The sequence below is a fragment of the Streptomyces doebereineriae genome (assembly GCF_031845645.1).
GTDB classification, from domain to species: domain Bacteria; phylum Actinomycetota; class Actinomycetes; order Streptomycetales; family Streptomycetaceae; genus Streptomyces; species Streptomyces canus.
Genome location: NZ_JAVREZ010000006.1, coordinates 117336 through 137100 on the forward strand (window position 1 = coordinate 117336; position 19765 = coordinate 137100).

Below are 19765 nucleotides of genomic sequence, written 5' to 3' on the forward strand. Positions count from 1 at the left end.
CTCCCCCCTTCTCCAGGTGCCATCGATGTAATGCTGGGAAGCATGACCAGCAATGCCACCCTGAATGGACTGGGAGAGTTCCTCAAGAAGCGCCGCTCCGAACTGAGCCCGCACACGGTCGGACTTCCGTCGACCAGTCGGCCCCGCCGGGTGGCCGGGCTGCGCCGTGAGGAGGTCGCCCAGCTCGCCTCGATCAGCACGGACTGCTACACGCGTCTCGAGCAGGGTCGTATGCAGGCGTCCGCTCCCGTGCTGGACACCCTCGCCCGGGTCCTCCATCTGGACGACGCCGAGCGCGGCCGCCTGTTCCAGCTCGCGGGCAGGACCACCGTGCGCACGCGGCGCCGCGGCGTGCAGAGGATCCAGCCGCAGCTGCAGCGGGTGCTGGAGGACCTCACCTCGGTCCCGGCTCTGGTCCAGGGGAGGCGCGGGGACATCCTGGCGTGGAACGCGCTTGCGGCTGCTCTGGTCACCGACTTCTCCCGTCTTCCGGAGAAGCACCGCAACTATCCGCGGCTCCTGTTCACGGATCCGGTGACGCGCAGCCTGTACGCCGACTGGGAGACGGCGGGGCAGGTGACGGTGGCGCAGCTGCGGAGGGAGGCGGCGAAGTGTCCCGAGGACCATCGTCTGATCGCCCTCGTGGGTGAACTGTCCATGCGTGACAAGCAGTTCGCCCAGTGGTGGGGCGACCGACGGGCCACCGCCCGCACCACCGGCACGAACACCCTGATCCATCCGGTAGTGGGCGAGGTCACCCTCGACTGCGACACCCTCACCTCCGGCACCGACCCCGACCAGTACATGACGGTCTGGTCCGCCGCCCCGGGATCCCCCGCGCACCACCAGCTGCGCATCCTCGCCTCCTGGGCCGCCGACCAGAGCCTGCCGGCCTCGTCAGGATGGGAAGCATGACCAGCAACGTTCCTCTCAATGAGCTCGGTGAGTTCCTCAAGAAGCGCCGCTCCGAACTGAGCCCCCGCACGGTCGGGCTGCCGGAGACCGGCGGGCCCCGCCGGGTGGCCGGGCTGCGCCGTGAGGAGGTCGCCCAGCTCGCCTCGATCAGCACGGACTACTACACGCGCCTCGAGCAGGGTCGTATGCAGGCGTCCGCTCCCGTGCTGGACACCCTCGCCCGGGTCCTCCACCTGGACGACGACGAGCGGGGCTATCTCTTCCAGCTCGCCGGGAAGACCACCACCCGCACCCGCCGCCACGGCAGGCAGAAGGTACAGCCTCAGCTGCAACGCGTGCTGGACGACCTCACCGCCACGCCGGCCATCGTGCAGGGCCGGCGCGGTGACATTCTGGCGTGGAACGCGCTGGCCGCCGCCCTGGTCACGGACTTCTCCCGTATCGCGGAGAAGCACCGCAACTACCCGCGGCTCATCTTCACCGATCCGGCGATGCGCAGCCTGTACGCCGACTGGGAGGGTTCGGCGCGGATCGCCGTGGCGCAGGTGCGGATGGAGGCGGCGAAGTATCCCGAGGATCCCCGGCTGATCGAGCTGGTCGGTGAACTGTCCACACGTGACGAGCAGTTCGCCCAGTGGTGGGGCGATCACCGGGTCGCGGCCCGCACCGTGGGCACCAAGACCCTCAACCATCCGGTCGTCGGCGAACTCGTCCTGGACTGGGACACCCTGACCGCCAACACCGATCCCGACCAGCACCTGACGGTCTGGACCGCCGCCCCCGGTTCTCCCACCCACGAGCGACTGCGCATCCTCGCCAGCTGGGCCACCGAGCAGAACCTTTCGCCCTCTGCGTCCCTCCGCTGACCGGTGGCGTGCTTACACCGGGGGATCCCGACGGGCTGTACCTCAGCCTCTGTTGCTCCGTGAGCGTCAGGTACCGCCCGTGGGCGAGCGGGTGGCGCGCATCAGCACGAGTGCGGTCAGCGGCAGGAGGGTCAGGGCGGCCGCCACGGTGCCGACGAGTGGGGGCCCTGCCTGCTCCAGCGGTGAGGTCAGGGCGATGCCCGCCGTCCAGGAGCCGATGGCTATGCCCACGTTCGGCGCCGAGCCGCTGAGGCCGGAGACAAGGGTGGGGGCGGAACGGGAGAAGCGCAGGGCCAGGGCGCCGAGCACCGGGGTCGCGGCGAAGCCGGACATCCCCATGAGTGTCACCAGGACGACGGCCGCCACGGGGTTCGTGGAGCCGAAGGTCAACAACAGCAGGACCAGCGTGGTCGTGCCGGCGGAAGTGATGAGCGTGGCAAGGGGACGGCGGTCGCCCAGGCGCCCGCCGACCGTGGTACCCAGCAGGGCGCCCAGGCCGTAGCCGGTCAGGACCATGGGCACGGCTCCCTCGGGGATGCCGGCCCGTTCGGTGAGCAGAGGCGAGATGTAGGTGTACGTCGCCAGGACACCGCCCATCAGCAGGGTCATGGCACAGAGCGTCAGCCAGACCCGGACATCGCGCAGCGCGGCGAACTCCGCCCGGACGGAAGGCGCTTCGCTTCGCTCGTCGTCGGGGATGTACCGGCCGATGACCGCCGCCGCGCCTGCCGACAGCACGGCCAGTACCCAGAAGGGGCCGCGCCAGCCCGACAGCTGCCCCAGCCACGCGCCCAGTGGTACGCCGGCCACGGTGGCTACGGTCAGACCTCCCAGGAGCATGCCCAGGGCCCGTGACGTCGCTGCCGGTCCTGCCGCGGTCGTCGCCACGAGCGCGCCGACGCACCAGAAGGTCCCGGTGGCCAGCGCGGTCAACACGCGGGCCGCGAGCACGAGCGCGAAGGACGAGCTGAGCGCGGCGACCAGGTGGCCGAGGGCGAAGACGGCGAGCGCGAGGATCAGCGTGGAGCGCCGGGGCAGGCGCAGCGTCGCGATGGCCATCGCCGGCGCGCCGACGATCATGCCTGCTGCGAAGGCAGTGATCAGCAGACCCGCGTGGGACACGCTGACATTCAGATCGTCGGCGATCTCGGGCAGCAGGCCCGCGATGACGAATTCGGTGGTGCCCATGAGGAAAGTTCCGGCGGACAGCACCAGGACGACGAAGGGCAATCTGTGGGGTCGGCCGTCGGTCGTGGATGACATTCGGTGGCATTCTCTTTTCGGGGCGATCTGCGAAGGGGAGGAATTTCTCCGGGATTTGACCGTGTCCCGCCGCTGCGCCTATGAAATCGCCGTCTCCGTAAGCCGGTGGATCGGACCGGTGGCCCGGGACAGGGGCAGGCCCGTGCCCCGGTTGGTGTGGGCGATGATCTCCGCGGTGATGGAGACGGCCGTCTCCTCGGGGGTGCGGGCGCCGAGGTCGAGGCCGATCGGGGAGTGCAGGCCGGCGAGGTGTTCCTCGGAGACGTCGGCCTCGTTCAGCAGCCGGAGCCGCTCCTCGTGGGTGCGCCGGGAGCCCATCGCGCCGACATAGCCCACCGGCAGGCCGAGGGCGAGCCGCAGCAGCGGGATGTCGAATTTGGCGTCGTGGGTGAGGACGCAGACAGCGGTGCGAGAGTCCACGGCCGTCTGTGACAAGTAGCGGTGGGGCCAGTCGACCACGACCTCGTCGGCGTGCGGGAAGCGGGCCGGCGTGGCGAAGACGGGGCGGGCGTCGCACACGGTGACCCGGTAGCCGAGGAAGCGGCCCGCCTGGCTGAGTGCGGCGGCGAAGTCGACGGCACCGAAGATCAGCATGCGGGGGCGGGACGCGTGGACGTGGACGAGGACGGTCAGTGGCTCGGGGCAGCCATCCCCGTTCCCGCCGACCGTGACACGGGCGGTACGCCCCGCCCGCAGCAGGGACCGTGCCTCCTCGGCCACCAGATTCTCCGTCGGCCCGCCGTCCAGGCTGCCGTAGGTGACGCTGCCGCCGGCGAGGACGCTCAGGGTGGAGCCGACGAGGTCACCGGGGCCGGCCACGACCTGGGCCACGGCGACAGGCCGGCCCTCCACGACGTCGGCGAGGGCGGCGGCGAGGTGCGGATTGACCGCGGGATCGATGCGCTGCACGAGGACGTCGAGTTCGCCGCCGCAGGTCAAACCGACGGCGAAGGCGTCGTCGTCGGAGTACCCGAACCAGGTGCGCCGCGGGGCCTCCCGGTCCCGGAGCATCTGTCGGCACAGTTCGTAGACCGCGCCCTCGACGCAGCCGCCGGAGATGCTGCCGACCGCGTTGCCGTCGGCGTCCACCGCGACCGACGTACCGACCGGCAGCGGTGCGCTGCCGGTGACGTCGACGACGGTGGCCAGGGCGAAGGGGCGTGCCTCGCGGCACCAAAGGTGCAGTGTGTCCGCGATGTTCAGCATGAACGGGTCCTTCGTGCAAGGGATGAGGGGCCGCCACCGCGCCGTGGGGGAGCGTCATCACGCGGTGGCGGCCCTGGCGGGCCCGGCAGCCGGACGGGGGACCGGCTGCCGGACGAGGAAGGAGTGCCCGGTCCGCTGGGGAGCACGCGGCTCAGAGCAACGCCTCGGCGGTAATGGGCAGTTCACGGACCCGGCGGCCGGTGGCGTTGAAGACCGCGTTGCCGATCGCGGCCGCCACACCCACCTGGACGACCTCGCCGAGCCCCTTCACTCCCAGCGCGTTGCCCGCGTTGTCCTCGCCGTCCAGATAGATCGCCCGGACCTCGGGGACGTCGGCGTTGACGGGCACCAGGTAGTCGGCGAGGTTGGCGTTGACGATCCGCCCGTCATGGTGGTCGGTGACCGTGTGCTCCAGCAGAGCCGTGCCGATGCCGCCCACGATGCCGCCGAACGCCTGGCTCTCGGCGAGCTTGGGGCTGATGATCCGGCCCGCGTCGTACACGCCGAGCATCCGCCGCACGCGCACCAGCCCCAGCGTCGCGTCGACGGCGACCTCGGCGAAGGTCGCGTTGTAGGCGTGGTAGGAGTCCCGTTCGGGAGTCGGCGGCCCCGCGTAGGTGCCGCGTGCCTCCAGGTGGGAGCGGTCGTGGCGGGCCAGCAGACTCCGGTATGTCTCGCCGCGCGCCGGGTTGCCCGGCACGTGCAGCCGGCCGCCACGTACGACCACATCGTCGGCGTCCACCCCGTACAGCGGCGACTCGCGGTCCGCTACGGCCAGTTCGATCGCCTGCTTGCGCACCTGGTCGCAGGCGTCGACGACGGCGGAGCCGACGCTGGCCATGGTCGACGAGCCGCCGTGCGGGCCCGTCTGCGGATAACGGGAGTCGCCGAGCCGGAAGGTCACCGTACGCATGGTCAGCCCGAGTGCGTCGGCGGCCACCTGGGTCTGGGAGGTGTAGGTGCCGGGTCCCATGTCAGTGGTGGCCGCCTCGACCACAGCGGTGCCGTCGGCATCGAGGCGGGCCCGGGCCTGCGCGGGGAAACGCCCGGGATCGTAGACGCCGGCAGCCATGCCCAGCCCGATCAACCAGTTCCCGTCACGCGTCGAACGGGGCCTGGGGTCACGGCGGTCCCAGCCGAACTCCCGGGCACCGACCGTGTAGCACTCCCGCAGCCGCCGGGTCGAGAACGGCAGGTTCTTCGCCTCGTCCTCGGACGGTTCGTTGCGCCGGCGCAGCTCGATCGGGTCGAGGCCGAGCCTGTGGGCGAGCTCGTCCATGGCGGACTCGATCACGAACGACGCCGATGCGAAGCCGGGGCCGCGCATCCAGATCGGCGTGTTCACATCCAGCGGCACCTGCCGGTACGCCTGGCTGACGTGGGGCATGCTGTAGAGCATCTGCCCGGGCGCCATGACCCCCTCGGTGAACGTCTCGTACGACGAGGTCTCCGCGTCGATCTCGTGGATCGCGGCGGACAGCCGGCCGCGCCGGTCGCTGCCCAGTCGCAGCCGGTACTCGTAGGAGGGCCGGAAACCGGTGCCGAAGTACATCTGCCGACGGCTGAGCACCAGCTTGACCGGGCGCTTCGTCTCCCGCGCCGCCAGAGCGGCGACGATCGTGTGCGGCCAGCAGCGCAGCCCGCTGCCGAAGCCGCCCCCGACGAACGGGTTGATGACCCGCACCGCATCCGCGGGCAGGTCGAACACGGCGGCGATCTCGTCGTGGGTGCCCATCACCCACTGGGTCTTGTCCCAGACGGTGAGCTTGTCGCCGTCCCAGCGGGCGATCGTGGCGTGCGGCTCCATCGGGTTGTGATGGTTGCGCGCCAACTGGTAGGTGAGGTCCAGGCGTACGGCCGCGTCGCGCAGCCCGGCATCCGCGTCGCCGCGCGCGTAGGTCGCCGGCTCCCCCGGCTTCCCCTCGTGAAGGTCGGTCGAGGGCTGTTCGGCTTCGTACCCGACCTCGACCAGGCTCGCACCGTGCTGGGCGGCCTCCAGAGTAGTGGCGACGACGACGGCGACCGGTTGGCCGTGGAAGAGCACCCGGTCGTCCTGGAACACCCGCAGCCTGCGCCCGGGCGGGTTGTTCGAGCCGGAATTGTCGCGGTACGGCAGCTTCGGCGCGTTGCGGTGGCTGATCACCCGCAGCACGCCCGGGTGCTGTTCGGCGTCACGGGTGTCGATGGAGGTGATGCGGCCGCGGCCGATACTCGCATCGACGACGACCGCGTGCACCGCGCCGTCGACATCGAACTCGGCGGCGTACAGCGCCTTGCCCGTGACCTTGAGCCGGCCGTCCACCCGGGACAGCGGCGCGCCCACGGCTGCCTGCGGCTGGGGACTCACTTGCCACCTCCTACGACGCGCAGCTGACGTTCCACGGTCCGCTTCAGCAACTCGACCTTGAACCGGTTGTGCTGAAGGGGACGAGCGCCTTCCGGCGCCTTGGCGGCAGCGGCCGTCCACAGCGACTCCGAGGGACGCTCGCCCAGGAGGTGCCGTTCCACGGCGGGCAGCTTCCACGGGACGGTGCCCACGCCACCGGCGGCGACCTTCGCCTCCCGGATCACCCCGCCCCGCACCTGCAGTGCCACGGCCGCCGACGTCAGGGCGAACTCATAGGACTGCCGGTCGCGTACCTTCAGATATCCGGACTTCAGCGGGCGCGCAAGCGCGGGAACCTCCACTCCGGTGATCAACTCGCCCCGCCGCAGGGCCTGTTCACGATTCGGAGTGTTGCCCGGGCGTAGCAGGAAGTCGGCGAAGGGGACCTGGCGTTCCCCGTCCGGTCCCAGCAGATGCACCCGGGCCTCCAGTGCGGCGAACGCCACGGCCGCGTCGGAGGGGTGGGTTGCCACGCAGTGCTCGGAGGTTCCGAGGATGGCGTGCGTACGGTTGAAGCCCGCCAGCGCGGCGCAACCCGAGCCGGGCTCGCGCTTGTTGCAGTCGGCGGTGACGTCGCGGAAGTAGGTGCAGCGGGTGCGCTGCATGATGTTGCCGCCGATGGTGGCCATGTTCCGCAGCTGGGCGGAAGCGCTCAGTTCCAGCGCCTGGGAGATGACGGGGTACAGCGAGCGCACCTTGGGGTGGGCGGCGGCCTCGGACATGGTCACCAGCGCACCGATGCGCAAGCCGCCCCGCTCGGTGACCGTGACCTCGCGCATCGGCAGGTCATTGATGTCGACCAGGGTCTCGGGACGCTCGACGGTCTCGCGCATCAGGTCGACGAGGGTGGTGCCGCCGGCGATGTAACGGCCGCCGTGGCGGCCCGCGTCGAGGGCCTCACGAGTGTTCGCGGCCTTGGTGAAGGAGAAGGGATGCATGTCGGCGGCTCCTTACTTCCGGCCGGCGGTCTGCTCGAGGGCCCGCACGATTTTCACGTAGCAGCCGCATCGGCAGATGTTGCCGCTCATCCACTCCCGGATCTCCTCCGGCGAACCGGTGTGCCCCTCCTTGATGCAGCCCACCCCGGACATGATCTGGCCGGGGGTGCAGTAGCCGCACTGGAAGGCGTCCTGCTCGACGAACGCCTGCTGCAGCGGGTGCAGTTGACCGCCGTCGGCCAGGCCCTCGATCGTGGTGACCGCGGCGCCCTCCAGGCGTACCGCGAGCGTCAGGCAGGAGTTCACGCGCTGCCCGTCGACCAGGACCGTGCACGCCCCGCAGGCCCCGGCGTTACAGCCTTTCTTGGAGCCAGTGAGGTCGAAGTGCTCGCGCAGCAGATCCAGCAGCGAGGTGCGGTTGTCGACCCGGACAGTGCGCCGCGTGCCGTTCACCGTCAGGGACACACGGCTGGAGGGCGATGTATCGGCGGCGGCAGTCTCCTGCGGGCTGAGCAGATATGTCCCCCCGGTCACACCGCCCGCGACGACGGCACCGCCGACCGCGCCAGTGGTGGCGATGAAGGTGCGCCGACTGGGGGCCGGTGAGGACTCGCCGGCTTCGGCGGGGGGTGGAACGGCGGACTCGGGGACTTCACTGGACATGGGTACGCCTTCGCATCGCGGACGGATCACGCCGCGCACAGCGGCACGGCAGGAGGCGGGACCGTCGTCGCCGCAGGACCTGGACGACCGTGCGGATCACCGCCGCGGCCGGTCATGCCCGGCAGTCTGGCATCGCCGGTGACGCCCGTGGCAGGGAGACTTTTCTCCCCCGATCCTTCTCTCCCCCCAAGAGCCGACCCGTGGCTGCGCCGGCCCCGGCCAAGGTCCGTACGATCGTGGAGATCGCCGACGGCCGACTGCCGCGCAGCCTGACCTGTAAGTTTCCCCTCGGGCTTCTTCTGGAGCCCTCGACCGAGTGACCCCGGGAGGCCGGCCCCATGAGGATCTCGCAGCGCGCCCAGTCCGTCGCGCCGTTCTACGCCATGGAGTTCGGCAAGCACGCCGCGGCGCTGGAGGCCGAGGGGCACCGCGTCGTCAAACTCAGTCTCGGGGAACCGGACTTCGGGGCGCCGCCGGCCGTGCTGGACGCGCTGCGGGAGGCCGTGGGCAGCAGGCCCATGAGCTACACCGGAGCGCTCGGGCTGCCCCAACTACGGCAGGCCATAGCGCGGTTCTACGGCGATCAGCACGGCGTCGACGTCGATCCGGGCCGGGTCGTCGTGACCGCGGGGGCGTCGGCGGCGCTGGTGCTGGGCGCCGCCGCCCTCGTCGACCCGGGGGACGAGGTGCTCATCGCCGACCCCTCCTACCCCTGCAACCGGCAGATCGCCGAGAGCTTCGGCGCGCGGGTCACCCTCGTGCCCACCAGTGCCGAGTCGCGGTACCAGCTGGATACGGCCTCCGTAGGGTCGTACTGGACGGACCGCACCCGCGGGATCATGGTCGCCAGCCCCTCCAACCCGACCGGCACCTCCGTCCCGGCCGACGAACTGGCGGCCATTTGCGAGCTCGCCCGGGAGCGGGACGCCTGGCGGATCGTCGACGAGATCTACCTCGACCTCGGCGACCACGACGCGCGGGGGCGGCCGCCGCGCAGTGTGCTGTCGTACGACCAGGAAGCCGTCGTCATCAACAGTTTCTCGAAGTACTTCGGGATGACCGGCTGGCGGCTGGGCTGGTGTGTCGTGCCCGAGGCGCTGGTGCCCGCGCTGGAGCGGCTGGCCCAGAACTACATGATCTGTGCCTCCACCCCCGCCCAGTACGCCGCGCTCGCGTGTTTCACGCCCGGGTCGCTCGCCGTGTGCGAGGAGCGGCGGGCCGAGTTCGGGCGGCGACGGGCGCTGGTCCTCGAGGGGCTGGAGCAGATCGGGCTGCCGGTGCCCGTGCCGCCCGACGGGGCGTTCTACGTGTACTTCGACGTCAGCGGCACCGGGCTCGGCTCGTGGGAGTTCTGCGGACGGGCGCTCCAGGAGGCGCACGTGGCCCTCACACCGGGGCGGGACTTCGGGGTGGGGACCGCCGAGACCCATGTACGGCTGTCCTACGCGGCCTCGGCCGACGAACTGCGCGAGGGGATCGCGCGGCTCGGGAAGTTCGTGGCCACGCTCGCCTAGACATGGCTTGCCCAGGCATGGCACAGGGGCCGGTCCACGTGGACCGGCCCCTGTGCCGTTCAGTCGATCAGACCAGGTCGAAGCGGTCCAGGTTCGAGACCTTGACCCACGCGTCGACGAAGTCCCTCACGAACTTCTCCTTCGCGTCGTCGCTCGCGTAGACCTCCGCAAGCGCGCGCAGCTCGGAGTTGGAGCCGAAGACCAGGTCGGCACGGGTGCCGGTCCACTTCAGCTTGCCCGTCTCCGCGTCGCGGCCCTCGAAGGCGGTCTGGTCCTCCGAGGTGGACTTCCACGCCGTGCCCAGGTCGAGCAGGTTGACGAAGAAGTCGTTGGTCAGGACGCCCGGACGGTCGGTGAAGACGCCGTGCGCCGTGCCGCCCTGGTTGGCGCCGAGAACACGCAGACCACCGACGAGGGCGGTCATCTCGGGGGCGCTCAGGGTGAGCAGGTTCGCCCTGTCGAGCAGCAGGTACTCGGCCGGCAGGCGGTTGCCCTTGCCGAGGTAGTTGCGGAAGCCGTCCGCGACCGGCTCCAGCGCCGCGAAGGACTCCACGTCGGTGTGCTCCTCGGTGGCGTCCACGCGACCCGGCGTGAAGGGGACCTCCACGTAGTAGCCCGCGTCCTTGGCGGCCTGCTCGACCGCCGCGGCACCCGCGAGGACGATCAGGTCGGCCAGCGACACCTTCTTGGCACCGGTGTTGAACTCGGCCTGGACGCCCTCGAGGACGCGCAGGACCTGGCCGAGCTGCTCGGGGTCGTTGACCTCCCAGCCGCGCTGCGGCTCCAGGCGGATGCGGGCACCGTTGGCGCCGCCGCGCTTGTCGCTGCCGCGGAAGGTGGACGCCGAGGCCCAGGCCGTCGACACCAGCTGCGAGACGGTCAGGCCCGTCTCCAGGACCTTGGCCTTCAGGGAGGCCACGTCGCCGGAGTCGATGGTCTCGCCCTCGGCCTGCGGCAGCGGGTCCTGCCACAGCAGCGTCTCCGCCGGGACCTCCGGGCCGAGGTACAGGGACTTCGGGCCCAGGTCACGGTGGGTCAGCTTGTACCAGGCGCGGGCGAAGGCGTCCGCGAACTGGTCCGGGTTCTCGTGGAAGCGCTTCGAGATCTCGCCGTAGATCGGGTCGAAGCGCAGCGAGAGGTCCGTGGTGAGCATGGTCGGACGACGCTTCTTCGACGAGTCGTGCGCGTCCGGGATGATCTCCTGCGAGTCCTTGGCCACCCACTGGTTGGCACCGGCGGGGGACTGGGTGAGCTCCCACTCGTAGCCGAAGAGGATGTCGAAGAAGTCGTTGCTCCACTGGGTGGGCTTGGTGGTCCAGGTGACCTCGAGACCGGAGGTGATGGCGTCGCCGCCCTTGCCGGTGCCGTGGGTGGACTTCCAGCCCAGGCCCTGCTCCTCCATCGAGGCGGCCTCGGGGTCGTTGCCGACCGCGTCGGCCGGGCCCGCGCCGTGGGTCTTGCCGAAGGTGTGGCCACCGGCGATGAGGGCGACGGTCTCCTCGTCGTTCATCGCCATGCGGCGGAACGTCTCACGGATGTCGCGGGCCGCGGCCAGCGGGTCCGGGTTGCCGTTGGGGCCCTCCGGGTTGACGTAGATGAGGCCCATCTGGACCGCGCCGAGCGGGTTCTCCAGCTCACGGTCGCCGGTGTAGCGCTGGTCGTCGAGCCAGGTGGTCTCGGGACCCCAGTACACGTCCTCGTCGGCCTCCCAGACGTCGGCACGGCCGCCGGCGAAGCCGAAGGTCTCGAAGCCCATCGTCTCCAGGGCGACGTTGCCGGTGAGGATCATGAGGTCGGCCCAGGAGATGGACTGGCCGTACTTCTTCTTCACCGGCCACAGCAGACGGCGGGCCTTGTCCAGGTTGCCGTTGTCCGGCCAGCTGTTCAGCGGCGCGAAGCGCTGCTGGCCACGGCCGCCACCGCCGCGGCCGTCGCTGATGCGGTAGGTGCCGGCGCTGTGCCAGGCCATCCGGATCATCAGCGGGCCGTAGTTGCCGAAGTCCGCGGGCCACCAGTCCTGCGAGGTGGTCAGCACCTCGGCGATGTCCCGTTTCACGGCGTCCAGGTCAAGGGCCTGGAAGGCCTCGGCGTAGTCGAAGTCCGCACCGAGCGGGTTCGCCACGGCGGGGTCCTTGGCGAGGATCTTCAGGTTCAGCCGCTCCGGCCACCACTGACGGTTGCCACCGCCCTGGGTCGGGTGCGGGGCGCGCCCGTGCGCGACCGGGCAGCCACCGGTGCCCTCAGTCTTGGCGTCGGTGACGATTGCATCGGGGTTCTCAGACATTTCAGTCCTTCCGAACTGGGTGGATCACGGTGCTGAAGTAAGCCTTTGGGGGGAACAGTCGGGGCACAGGCCCCAGTAGATGACCTCGGCCTCGTCGATCGAGAAGCCGCGGTCGTCCGAAGCTGTCAGGCAGGGCGCGTGACCGACGGCACAGTCGACGTCGACGACGGCCCCGCACGACCGGCAGACCAGGTGATGGTGGTTGTCCCCGACGCGTCCCTCGAACCGCGCCGGGCTGCCGGGCGGCTCGAGGCGGCGCACGAGACCCGCCGCGGTGAGCGAGTGCAGGGCCTCGTACACGGCCTGGAGGGATATGTGGCCGAGACGGTCACGCACTCCCGTGGCGAGCGCATCGGCCGCGAGGTGGTCACCGGCCCGGACGGTCTCGAGCAGGGCGACGCGCGCGGCCGTCACCCGCAGGCCGGCACCGCGCAGCTCGTCGGCGGTGTTCGGAATCCGGGGGGCGGTCATGCGACCAACCTACCCCCACAAACACGAATGGTTCAAGAAATGGAACCGTTCCAAATCTGTGGCGCCTCGGTTCGGGGCTCCTCCGGCACACTTAGGCGCTCACAACACTGGCCGGTGAGGTGTGCGGGCGGTGTAACCCCTGATGAACGGCTCGGGAGACATCTACGTAATGGGCATTTCGTACGGTCGGAGGAGATCGAATCGATTGAGCTCAGGGAGGCGTGCCCGTGGTGCGGACGGTCTGCTCGTACTGCGGTGTGGGCTGCGGCCTGGTCCTCGACATCGGCACCGGCCCGGACGGACGGCGTACGGTCCTGAAGGCGTCCGGAGACAAGGAGCACCCCGCCAACTTCGGCAAGCTCTGCACCAAGGGCGCCACCACCGCCGACCTGCTCGCCGCGCCCGGGCGGCTGGCCACGGCCCTGGTACGGCCCGAGCGGGGTGAGGAGCCGGTGCCGGAAGCCGTCGGCGTGGCGATCACCGAGACGGCCCGGCGGCTGCGGGAGATCATCGACGAGCACGGCCCCGACGCGGTCTCGCTCTACGTTTCCGGCCAGATGAGCCTGGAGGCGCAGTACCTGGCGAACAAGCTGGCCAAGGGGTTCGTGCGGACCAACCAGATCGAGTCGAACTCCCGGCTGTGCATGGCCAGCGCCGGCACCGGCTACAAGCTGTCGCTCGGGGCGGACGGCCCGCCCGGCTCGTACCAGGACTTCGAGAAGGCCGACCTCTTCTTCGTCATCGGCTCCAACATGGCCGACTGCCATCCCATCCTGTTCCTCAGGATGATGGAGCGGGTCAAGTCGGCGGGCGCCAAGGTGATCGTCGTCGATCCGCGGCGCACCGCCACGGCCGCGAAGGCGGACCTGTTCCTGCAGATCAAGCCGGGTGCCGACCTCGCGCTGCTGAACGGCCTGCTGCACCTGCTGCACGCCGAGGGCCACATCGACCCCGAGTTCGTCGCCGCCCACACCGAGGGCTGGGAGGCGATGCCGGAGTTCCTCGCGGACTACTCGCCCGCCGCGGTGGCCGAGATGACGGGCCTCGCCGAGGAGGACATCCGGGAGGCGGCGCGGCTCATCGGATCGGCCGGTGAGTGGATGAGCCTGTGGACCATGGGACTCAACCAGTCCACCCACGGCACCTGGAACACCAACGCCCTGGTCAACCTCCACCTCGCCACGGGCGCCATCTGCCGCCCCGGCAGCGGCCCCTTCTCCCTCACCGGCCAGCCCAACGCCATGGGCGGCCGCGAGATGGGCTACATGGGCCCGGGCCTGCCCGGCCAGCGGTCCGTCCTCGTCGACGACGAGCGGGCCTTCATGGAGGACCTCTGGGAGCTGCCCCCGGACACCCTGCGCACCGACGGTGTCGGCAAGGGCACGGTCGAGATGTTCCAGAAGATGGCCGACGGCGAGATCAAGGCCTGCTGGATCATCTGCACCAACCCGGTCGCCTCCGTCGCCAACCGCCGCACGGTCATCGAGGGCCTGGAGGCCGCCGAGTTCGTCGTCACGCAGGACGTCTTCGCCGACACCGAGACCAACGCGTACGCCGACGTCGTGCTGCCCGGCGCGCTGTGGACGGAGGGCGAGGGCGTCTTCGTCAACAGCGAGCGCAACCTCACGCTGACCCCGGCGGTGGCCGACCCGCCCGGCGAGGCGATGGCGGACTGGCGGATCATCGCGGCCGTCGCGTGCGAGATGGGCTACGAGAAGGGGTTCTCCTACGACAGCGCGGAGGACGTCTTCGAGGAGATCAAGCAGGCCTGGAACCCGAAGACGGGCTGGGATCTGCGCGGGGTCTCGTACGAGCGGCTGCGGGAGACGCCGGTGCAGTGGCCCGCGGCGAGTCCGGACGGGCCGGACCGGAACCCCATCCGGTACGTGGGGGAGGACGGTGCGCTGAAGTTCCCCACCGCGAGCGGGCGGGGCATCTTCTACGCCCGCCCGCACATCCCGCCGGCCGAGATGCCGGACGACGACTATCCGTTCGTCCTCAACACGGGGCGGCTCCAGCACCAGTGGCACACGCTGACCAAGACGGCGAAGGTGGCGAAGCTGAACAAGCTGAACCCCGGGCCCTTCGTGGAACTGCATCCCCAGGACGCGTCGGCCCTGGGTGTGGCCGACGGTGACTCCGTCGAGGTGGCCTCCCGGCGCGGCCGGGCCGTGCTGCCGGCCGTCGTGACGGACCGGGTGCGGCCGGGGTGCTGCTTCGCGCCCTTCCACTGGAACGACCTGTTCGGGGAGTACCTGAGCGTCAACGCGGTGACGAGTGACGCGGTGGACCCGCTGTCGTTCCAGCCGGAGTTCAAGGTGTGCGCGGTGTCGCTGACGAAGGTGGCCGCGCCGGTGACCTTGCGGGCTCCGGCGGCCGCGGTGGCTCCGGCTCCGGAAGCTGCGCTGGAGGTCGCTGAGGCTGTTCCCCCCGCGTCCATGGCCGCGTCCGTCTTCGGCCTCGACCCCGCACCGCCGCCCGTCCTCACCGCGCAGGAACGTCAGTACCTGGTCGGCTTCCTTGCCGGGGTCCCCGCCGGGGTGCCCGGCGTGCCGGTCCTGCCGCCCGACGCGCCCTTCAGCCCCGAGCACGCCCTGTGGGTGAACGGCACACTCGCCGGGATGTACTCACGGGCGGCGGCCACACAGCCCTCGGCCACACTGCTGCGCCGTGAGGTCGTCATCCTCTGGGCCTCGCAGACCGGCACCGCCGAGGAGTTCGCGGCCGCCACCGCCGAGCGGCTCACCACCTCCGGCCACAGCACCTCCATGGTCGGCATGGACCAGGCGGACCTCGGCGAACTGCCGCCCGGCGCCGACCTGTTGCTCATCACCAGCACCTTCGGCGACGGCGACGCTCCCGACAACGGCAGCGGCTTCTGGGAGACCCTGGCCGACCCCGGCACCCCCCGCCTGGAGGGCCGCCGGTACGCGGTGCTGGCCTTCGGCGACTCGTCGTACGACGACTTCTGCGGGCACGGCCGCCGTCTCGACCAGCGCCTCGACGAACTGGGCGCGCTGCGGCTGGCCCCCCGCACGGACTGCGAACCGGACTTCGAGGACGCGGCGCACGGCTGGCTGGACCAGGTGGTGACGGCGCTGTCCGACACCCCGGCGGCCGGCACCGGGCCCTCCGCCCCCACGGTGATCCCGGCAGCCCCGGCCGCGCCCCGAACGGCCCCCGCCGCCCCGCCCCGCTCGAGGAAGCCCGTCCCCGTCCTCGCCCGCCTCACCGGCAACCGCCTCCTGAGCCTGCCCGGCGCCGGCAAGGAGGTCCGCAGGTTCACCTTCGACACCCGGGACAGCGAGAGCCCGCTCCTCTACGACGCCGGGGACGCGCTCGGCATCCGGCCGCTCAACTCGGCGGGCCTGGTGGAGGAGTGGCTGGCGGTGACCGGCCTGGACGCCGGGGCCGCGGTGGACGTGAACGGCGTGGGAGAGGTCCCGCTCGGCGAGGCGTTCCTGCGGCACCTCGACATCACCAGGATCACCCCCGGCCTGCTCCGGTTCGTCGCCGATCGCACCCGGGACCCACGGGAGTTGAAGAAGCTCCTGCGTCCGGACAACAAGGACGAGCTCGCCAAGTGGGGCTGGGGCCGGCAGGCCGTGGACGTGATCACGGAGTACGGCGTGACGGCCGGCCCGCAGGAGTGGACGCAGACCCTCGGACGCCTCCAGCCGCGTCTGTACTCCATATCGTCCAGCCCGCTGACCGACCCTCACCTCGTCTCGCTGACCGTCTCCGTCGTGCGCTACGAGAACCTGCACGGCCGGCCCCGCCAGGGTGTCTGCTCGCCCTTCCTCGCCGACGCCGCCGCGGACACCCCGGTGCCCGTGCACGTCCAGCGTTCCCCGCACTTCCGCCCGCCGGCCGACTCCGGCACGCCCATGGTCATGGTCGGCCCCGGCACCGGCGTCGCCCCCTTCGTCGGCTTCCTGGAGCAGCGCCGCGCCCTCGGCCACCGGGGCCCGAACTGGCTGTTCTTCGGCGAACAGCACAAGGCGACCGACTTCTACTACGAGGAGGAGCTGACCGGTTTCCTCGCGGACGGCACCCTCGCCCGCCTGGACACCGCCTTCTCCCGTGACCAGCGCGCGAAGGTCTATGTCCAGGACCGGATGCGTGAACACGGCCCGCTGCTGTGGTCCTGGCTCCAGGACGGCGCCCACTTCTACGTGTGCGGCGACGCCTCCCGCATGGCGAACGACGTGGACCGGGCGCTCAGGGACATCGCGGTCCTCCACGGCGGCTTGGACGAGGCGGGCGCGGCGGCCTATGTGAAGCAACTCGCCACGGACAAGCGCTATGTGCGTGACATCTACTGACCCGGACCCGTGGGCGGAGCCCCGGCCACACGTGGGAGTATCGGGCGCCATGAAAGCGTCCCCAGCGGTCCGGAGCCTGCGCGCGGCGGTGTTCGCCGCGCTGTGCGTGCTGCTGGCCACCGGGGGTCACGCACTGGCGACCGGGATGGCGCCGCCGGTGTGGGCGCAGGCGGCCGGGTTCGTGCTGATGTTCGTGACCGGCTGGCTGCTCGGCGGCCGGGAGCGGTCGCTCGGGGCCATCGGCGGGGCGACACTCACTTCCCAGGGCGGGCTGCACCTGGCCTTCGGCGCGGCACGCCCGCGCTCCATGGGAACGCCGCACGGCATGGCGATGCACCACATGTCGGCGACGCACACGATGACCATGCACGGCGTGCGCATGGCGCATATGGCGGCACCGCACTCCCACGCCCTGACCCCGCATGCCACCGCCGCCCACGTCTCGGCCGCTCTCGTGCTCACCTGGTGGCTCCGTCGCGGCGAGGCGGCCCTGTGGTCCCTGCTGCGCCGGGCGGTCACGCTCGTACCGGGCCTCGCGGCCTGGTGGCGGGGGTACCGCGAACCGCTCGCCCCGGACCCCGTACGCCCGCCCGCCGACGGTCCGTGCGCACCTCGTCCCCTCCTGCTCCGCCACACGGTCCACCGGCGCGGACCGCCCACCACGATCCCGTACGCGATCTGACCCTTTCACCCCTTTCCTGTCAGTACGGAGATCCCTCACCCATGTCCTCAGCACGCACCTCCCTGCGCCGCATCGGCCTCGGCGGCGCCCTCGCCGCCGCCGCGGTACTGACCGCCGCGGGCGCCGCCTCCGCGCACGTCACCGTCCACCCCGACAGCTACGCCAAGGGCGCCACCGACGGTGCCCTGACCTTCCGGGTCCCCGACGAGAGCGACACCGCGAGCACCACGAAGGTCCAGCTGTTCCTGCCCACCGACCACCCGCTGCTCGGCGTGCTCGTCTCCCCGCACGACGGGTGGACCGCGAAGGTCACGGACACCAAGCTCAAGACGCCGGTCAAGACGGACGACGGCACGATCACCGACGCGGTCTCCGAGATCACCTGGACCGGCGGGAAGATCGGCCCCGGCCACTACGAGGACTTCGACGTCGCCTTCGGCCAACTCCCCGACGACACCGCGCAGCTGACCTTCAAGACCCTCCAGACCTACTCCGACGGGAAGGTCGTCCGCTGGATCGAGGAGGCCGCCCAGGGCGACGAGGAGCCGGAGAACCCGGCGCCGGTCCTCAAGCTGACGGCGGCCGGGACCACGTCGGCCACCGCGTCGCAGACCTCCACCGTCGTGTCCAAGGCGTCGAAGGTCTCCGCGAGCGACTCCACCGCCCGTGGTCTCGGCGTCGCCGGGCTGGTCGTGGGCGTGCTGGGGCTGGCGGCCGGAGCCTTCGCCGTCGTACGGAGCCGTCGTACGCAGTGAGCCGGAACCGGTGGATTTCCGTACCCACAGGTGGTGATCGGTGCCCGGATGGAAGGATGAGGCGCCATGACAGCAGGGTGGTGTTCTCGCACGGTACGGGCCGCGGTGTTCGCGGCCGTCTGTGTGCTGCTCGCCGCCCTGGGCCACGTCCTCATGTCCGGCACCCACGTGCCCGGGTGGACACTGGCCGCGGGCCTGGTCGCGACCGGGTGCGCGGGCTGGTGTCTGACCGGCCGTGAACGCGGACTGCCGCTGATCGTCGCCGTCGTGGTCGCTGCCCAGACGGCCCTGCACTCGGCGTTCTCCCTCGCGCAGCCCACATCGGCGGCGCAGGCCGTCGGCGCGATGCACATGGAGTCCATGCACACGAGTGGCATGGACTCCATGGATGTCTCCCCTATGGGGACGTCGGCGGGCGTCGGTGCTCTCTCGTTCTGGATGCCGTTCGGGATGTACGCCGCCCACCTGCTCGCCGCGCTCCTGACCGGCCTCTGGCTGGCGTACGGCGAGAGGGCCGCGTTCCGCATCCTGCGGTCCGTCGCCGGACGGCTCGCGGCCCCGCTGCGGCTGTTGCTCGCCCTGCCCGCCACCCCGCACCGCCCGCGTCTGCGGGCGCGCCGGCCCCGCTCGGAGCGGGAGCCCCGGCTTCTCCTTCTCGTCCACGCGATCACCCACCGGGGACCGCCCCTGGGGACCGCTGTCGCCTGACGACAGACGGCACCCCGAGGCAGCCCCTGTGCGCCTCGGGCTCGGTCGTGCACCCACGTATGTGCTTCCCGCACACGTGGTCGCCGTACGGCCGCATCCCCTCACCGGACCGCCGCGCACCCCTGTGCACCGCCAATACATCGGTGGCACCGCCATCACAGCGGTGGCCCGGATCCCGGCTGACCCGAGAAGGACACCTGGTGATCACTTCTACCCCGCCCGCCCCGGCCGACCTCCGCACCCAACGGGAGTCCGCCGATGCCTCCGCCACCGCCTGGGCGCTCGCCGCCCGTGCCGGTGACGCCGACGCCGTCGACCACTTCGTACGCGCGCTGCACCATGACGTGCTGCGCTATGTCTCCTACCTGTGCGCCGACCCCCAGGCCGTGGACGACCTCGCCCAGGACACGTTTTTGCGGGCGCTCGGCAGTCTGCACCGGTTCGAGGGGCGGTCCTCGGCGCGGGCCTGGCTGCTGTCCATCGCCCGCCGTGCGGTGATCGACGGTTTCCGGCATGCCGCGGCTCGGCCCCGCCGGTACGACGGTTCGGACTGGCAGGCCGCGGCCGAGCGCGCTCAGCCGCGGGGTGTGCCGGGCTTCGACGACGGGATAGTGCTGCTCGACCTGTTGGCCACGTTGCCCGACGAGCGGCGTGAGGCGTTCGTTCTGACGCAGATGCTGGGGCTGTCGTACGAGGAGGCGGCTGTGGTGAGCGGGTGTCCTGTGGGGACCGTGCGGTCTCGTGTGGCGCGGGCCAGGGCGGTGCTGGTGGAGCTGGTGGGCTGAGGGC

General features: G+C 71.1%; 15 protein-coding genes. 8 read left to right on the top strand and 7 right to left on the bottom strand.

Annotated elements, in window-relative coordinates; all coding sequences use genetic code 11:
* The first annotated feature begins 42 nt into the window (after window positions 1–42).
* On the top strand, window positions 43–915 hold the full coding sequence (locus RNB18_RS19250; protein ID WP_311715311.1) for a helix-turn-helix domain-containing protein: 873 nt from the start codon (window positions 43–45) through the stop codon (window positions 913–915).
* Window positions 912–1781, top strand: a complete 870-nt coding sequence (locus RNB18_RS19255) for a helix-turn-helix domain-containing protein (RefSeq protein ID WP_311715312.1) — start codon at window positions 912–914, stop codon at window positions 1779–1781. The genes RNB18_RS19250 and RNB18_RS19255 overlap by 4 nt, the downstream gene beginning before the upstream one ends.
* A gap of 66 nt (window positions 1782–1847) precedes the next feature.
* Here RNB18_RS19255 and RNB18_RS19260 read toward each other — a convergent pair whose 3' ends face one another.
* From RNB18_RS19260 to RNB18_RS19280, 5 genes are all read right to left on the bottom strand, one after another.
* Window positions 1848–3044 (bottom strand): MFS transporter, encoded by a 1197-nt coding sequence (locus RNB18_RS19260; protein ID WP_311715313.1) that lies wholly within the window; start codon window positions 3042–3044, stop codon window positions 1848–1850.
* Between the two features lie 78 nt (window positions 3045–3122).
* On the bottom strand, window positions 3123–4250 hold the full coding sequence (locus RNB18_RS19265; protein ID WP_311715314.1) for an XdhC/CoxI family protein: 1128 nt from the start codon (window positions 4248–4250) through the stop codon (window positions 3123–3125).
* A gap of 151 nt (window positions 4251–4401) precedes the next feature.
* Window positions 4402–6597, bottom strand: coding sequence for a xanthine dehydrogenase family protein molybdopterin-binding subunit (locus tag RNB18_RS19270; protein ID WP_311715315.1), 2196 nt, complete (start codon window positions 6595–6597; stop codon window positions 4402–4404).
* On the bottom strand, window positions 6594–7574 hold the full coding sequence (locus RNB18_RS19275) for an FAD binding domain-containing protein (protein WP_311715316.1): 981 nt from the start codon (window positions 7572–7574) through the stop codon (window positions 6594–6596). The genes RNB18_RS19270 and RNB18_RS19275 overlap by 4 nt, the downstream gene beginning before the upstream one ends.
* Window positions 7575–7586: 12 nt before the next feature.
* A complete protein-coding gene (locus RNB18_RS19280) occupies window positions 7587–8237 on the bottom strand; it encodes a (2Fe-2S)-binding protein (RefSeq protein WP_311715317.1) in 651 nt (216 codons plus the stop codon).
* Between the two features lie 338 nt (window positions 8238–8575).
* On the opposite strand from RNB18_RS19280, the gene RNB18_RS19285 reads away from it, so the two are divergent.
* Window positions 8576–9751, top strand: coding sequence for a pyridoxal phosphate-dependent aminotransferase (locus RNB18_RS19285; protein WP_311715318.1), 1176 nt, complete (start codon window positions 8576–8578; stop codon window positions 9749–9751).
* A 67-nt stretch (window positions 9752–9818) separates the two neighbouring features.
* Here the strand turns inward: RNB18_RS19285 and katG are convergent, their stop codons facing one another.
* A complete protein-coding gene (gene katG / locus RNB18_RS19290) occupies window positions 9819–12035 on the bottom strand; it encodes a catalase/peroxidase HPI (RefSeq protein ID WP_311715319.1) in 2217 nt (738 codons plus the stop codon).
* Between the two features lie 24 nt (window positions 12036–12059).
* Window positions 12060–12506, bottom strand: coding sequence for a Fur family transcriptional regulator (locus RNB18_RS19295; protein ID WP_311715320.1), 447 nt, complete (start codon window positions 12504–12506; stop codon window positions 12060–12062).
* 227 nt (window positions 12507–12733) lie between these two features.
* Here RNB18_RS19295 and RNB18_RS19300 point away from each other — a divergent pair, with 227 nt between their 5' ends.
* The 5 genes from RNB18_RS19300 (at window position 12734) to RNB18_RS19320 (ending at window position 19761) form a co-directional block, all read left to right on the top strand.
* On the top strand, window positions 12734–16831 hold the full coding sequence (locus tag RNB18_RS19300) for a molybdopterin-dependent oxidoreductase (protein ID WP_311715321.1): 4098 nt from the start codon (window positions 12734–12736) through the stop codon (window positions 16829–16831).
* A gap of 49 nt (window positions 16832–16880) precedes the next feature.
* Window positions 16881–17513 (top strand): hypothetical protein, encoded by a 633-nt coding sequence (locus RNB18_RS19305; RefSeq protein WP_311715322.1) that lies wholly within the window; start codon window positions 16881–16883, stop codon window positions 17511–17513.
* Window positions 17514–17554: 41 nt separating this feature from the next.
* Window positions 17555–18268 (top strand): YcnI family protein, encoded by a 714-nt coding sequence (locus RNB18_RS19310; protein ID WP_311715323.1) that lies wholly within the window; start codon window positions 17555–17557, stop codon window positions 18266–18268.
* 66 nt (window positions 18269–18334) lie between these two features.
* A complete protein-coding gene (locus tag RNB18_RS19315) occupies window positions 18335–18976 on the top strand; it encodes a hypothetical protein (protein WP_311715324.1) in 642 nt (213 codons plus the stop codon).
* 200 nt (window positions 18977–19176) lie between these two features.
* The gene (locus RNB18_RS19320; protein WP_311715325.1) at window positions 19177–19761 is read left to right on the top strand and encodes a sigma-70 family RNA polymerase sigma factor; all 585 of its coding nucleotides are present in this window, start codon (window positions 19177–19179) and stop codon (window positions 19759–19761) included.
* Window positions 19762–19765: the final 4 nt, after the last annotated feature.

Coding starts and splice junctions, on each gene's coding strand:
- RNB18_RS19250 (WP_311715311.1), top strand. CDS start 43: ATGACCAGCAATGCCACCCTGAATGGACTGGGAGAGTTCCTCAAGAAG.
- RNB18_RS19255 (WP_311715312.1), top strand. CDS start 912: ATGACCAGCAACGTTCCTCTCAATGAGCTCGGTGAGTTCCTCAAGAAG.
- RNB18_RS19260 (WP_311715313.1), bottom strand. CDS start 3,044: ATGTCATCCACGACCGACGGCCGACCCCACAGATTGCCCTTCGTCGTC.
- RNB18_RS19265 (WP_311715314.1), bottom strand. CDS start 4,250: ATGCTGAACATCGCGGACACACTGCACCTTTGGTGCCGCGAGGCACGC.
- RNB18_RS19275 (WP_311715316.1), bottom strand. CDS start 7,574: ATGCATCCCTTCTCCTTCACCAAGGCCGCGAACACTCGTGAGGCCCTC.
- RNB18_RS19280 (WP_311715317.1), bottom strand. CDS start 8,237: ATGTCCAGTGAAGTCCCCGAGTCCGCCGTTCCACCCCCCGCCGAAGCC.
- RNB18_RS19285 (WP_311715318.1), top strand. CDS start 8,576: ATGAGGATCTCGCAGCGCGCCCAGTCCGTCGCGCCGTTCTACGCCATG.
- katG (WP_311715319.1), bottom strand. CDS start 12,035: ATGTCTGAGAACCCCGATGCAATCGTCACCGACGCCAAGACTGAGGGC.
- RNB18_RS19295 (WP_311715320.1), bottom strand. CDS start 12,506: ATGACCGCCCCCCGGATTCCGAACACCGCCGACGAGCTGCGCGGTGCC.
- RNB18_RS19305 (WP_311715322.1), top strand. CDS start 16,881: ATGAAAGCGTCCCCAGCGGTCCGGAGCCTGCGCGCGGCGGTGTTCGCC.
- RNB18_RS19310 (WP_311715323.1), top strand. CDS start 17,555: ATGTCCTCAGCACGCACCTCCCTGCGCCGCATCGGCCTCGGCGGCGCC.
- RNB18_RS19315 (WP_311715324.1), top strand. CDS start 18,335: ATGACAGCAGGGTGGTGTTCTCGCACGGTACGGGCCGCGGTGTTCGCG.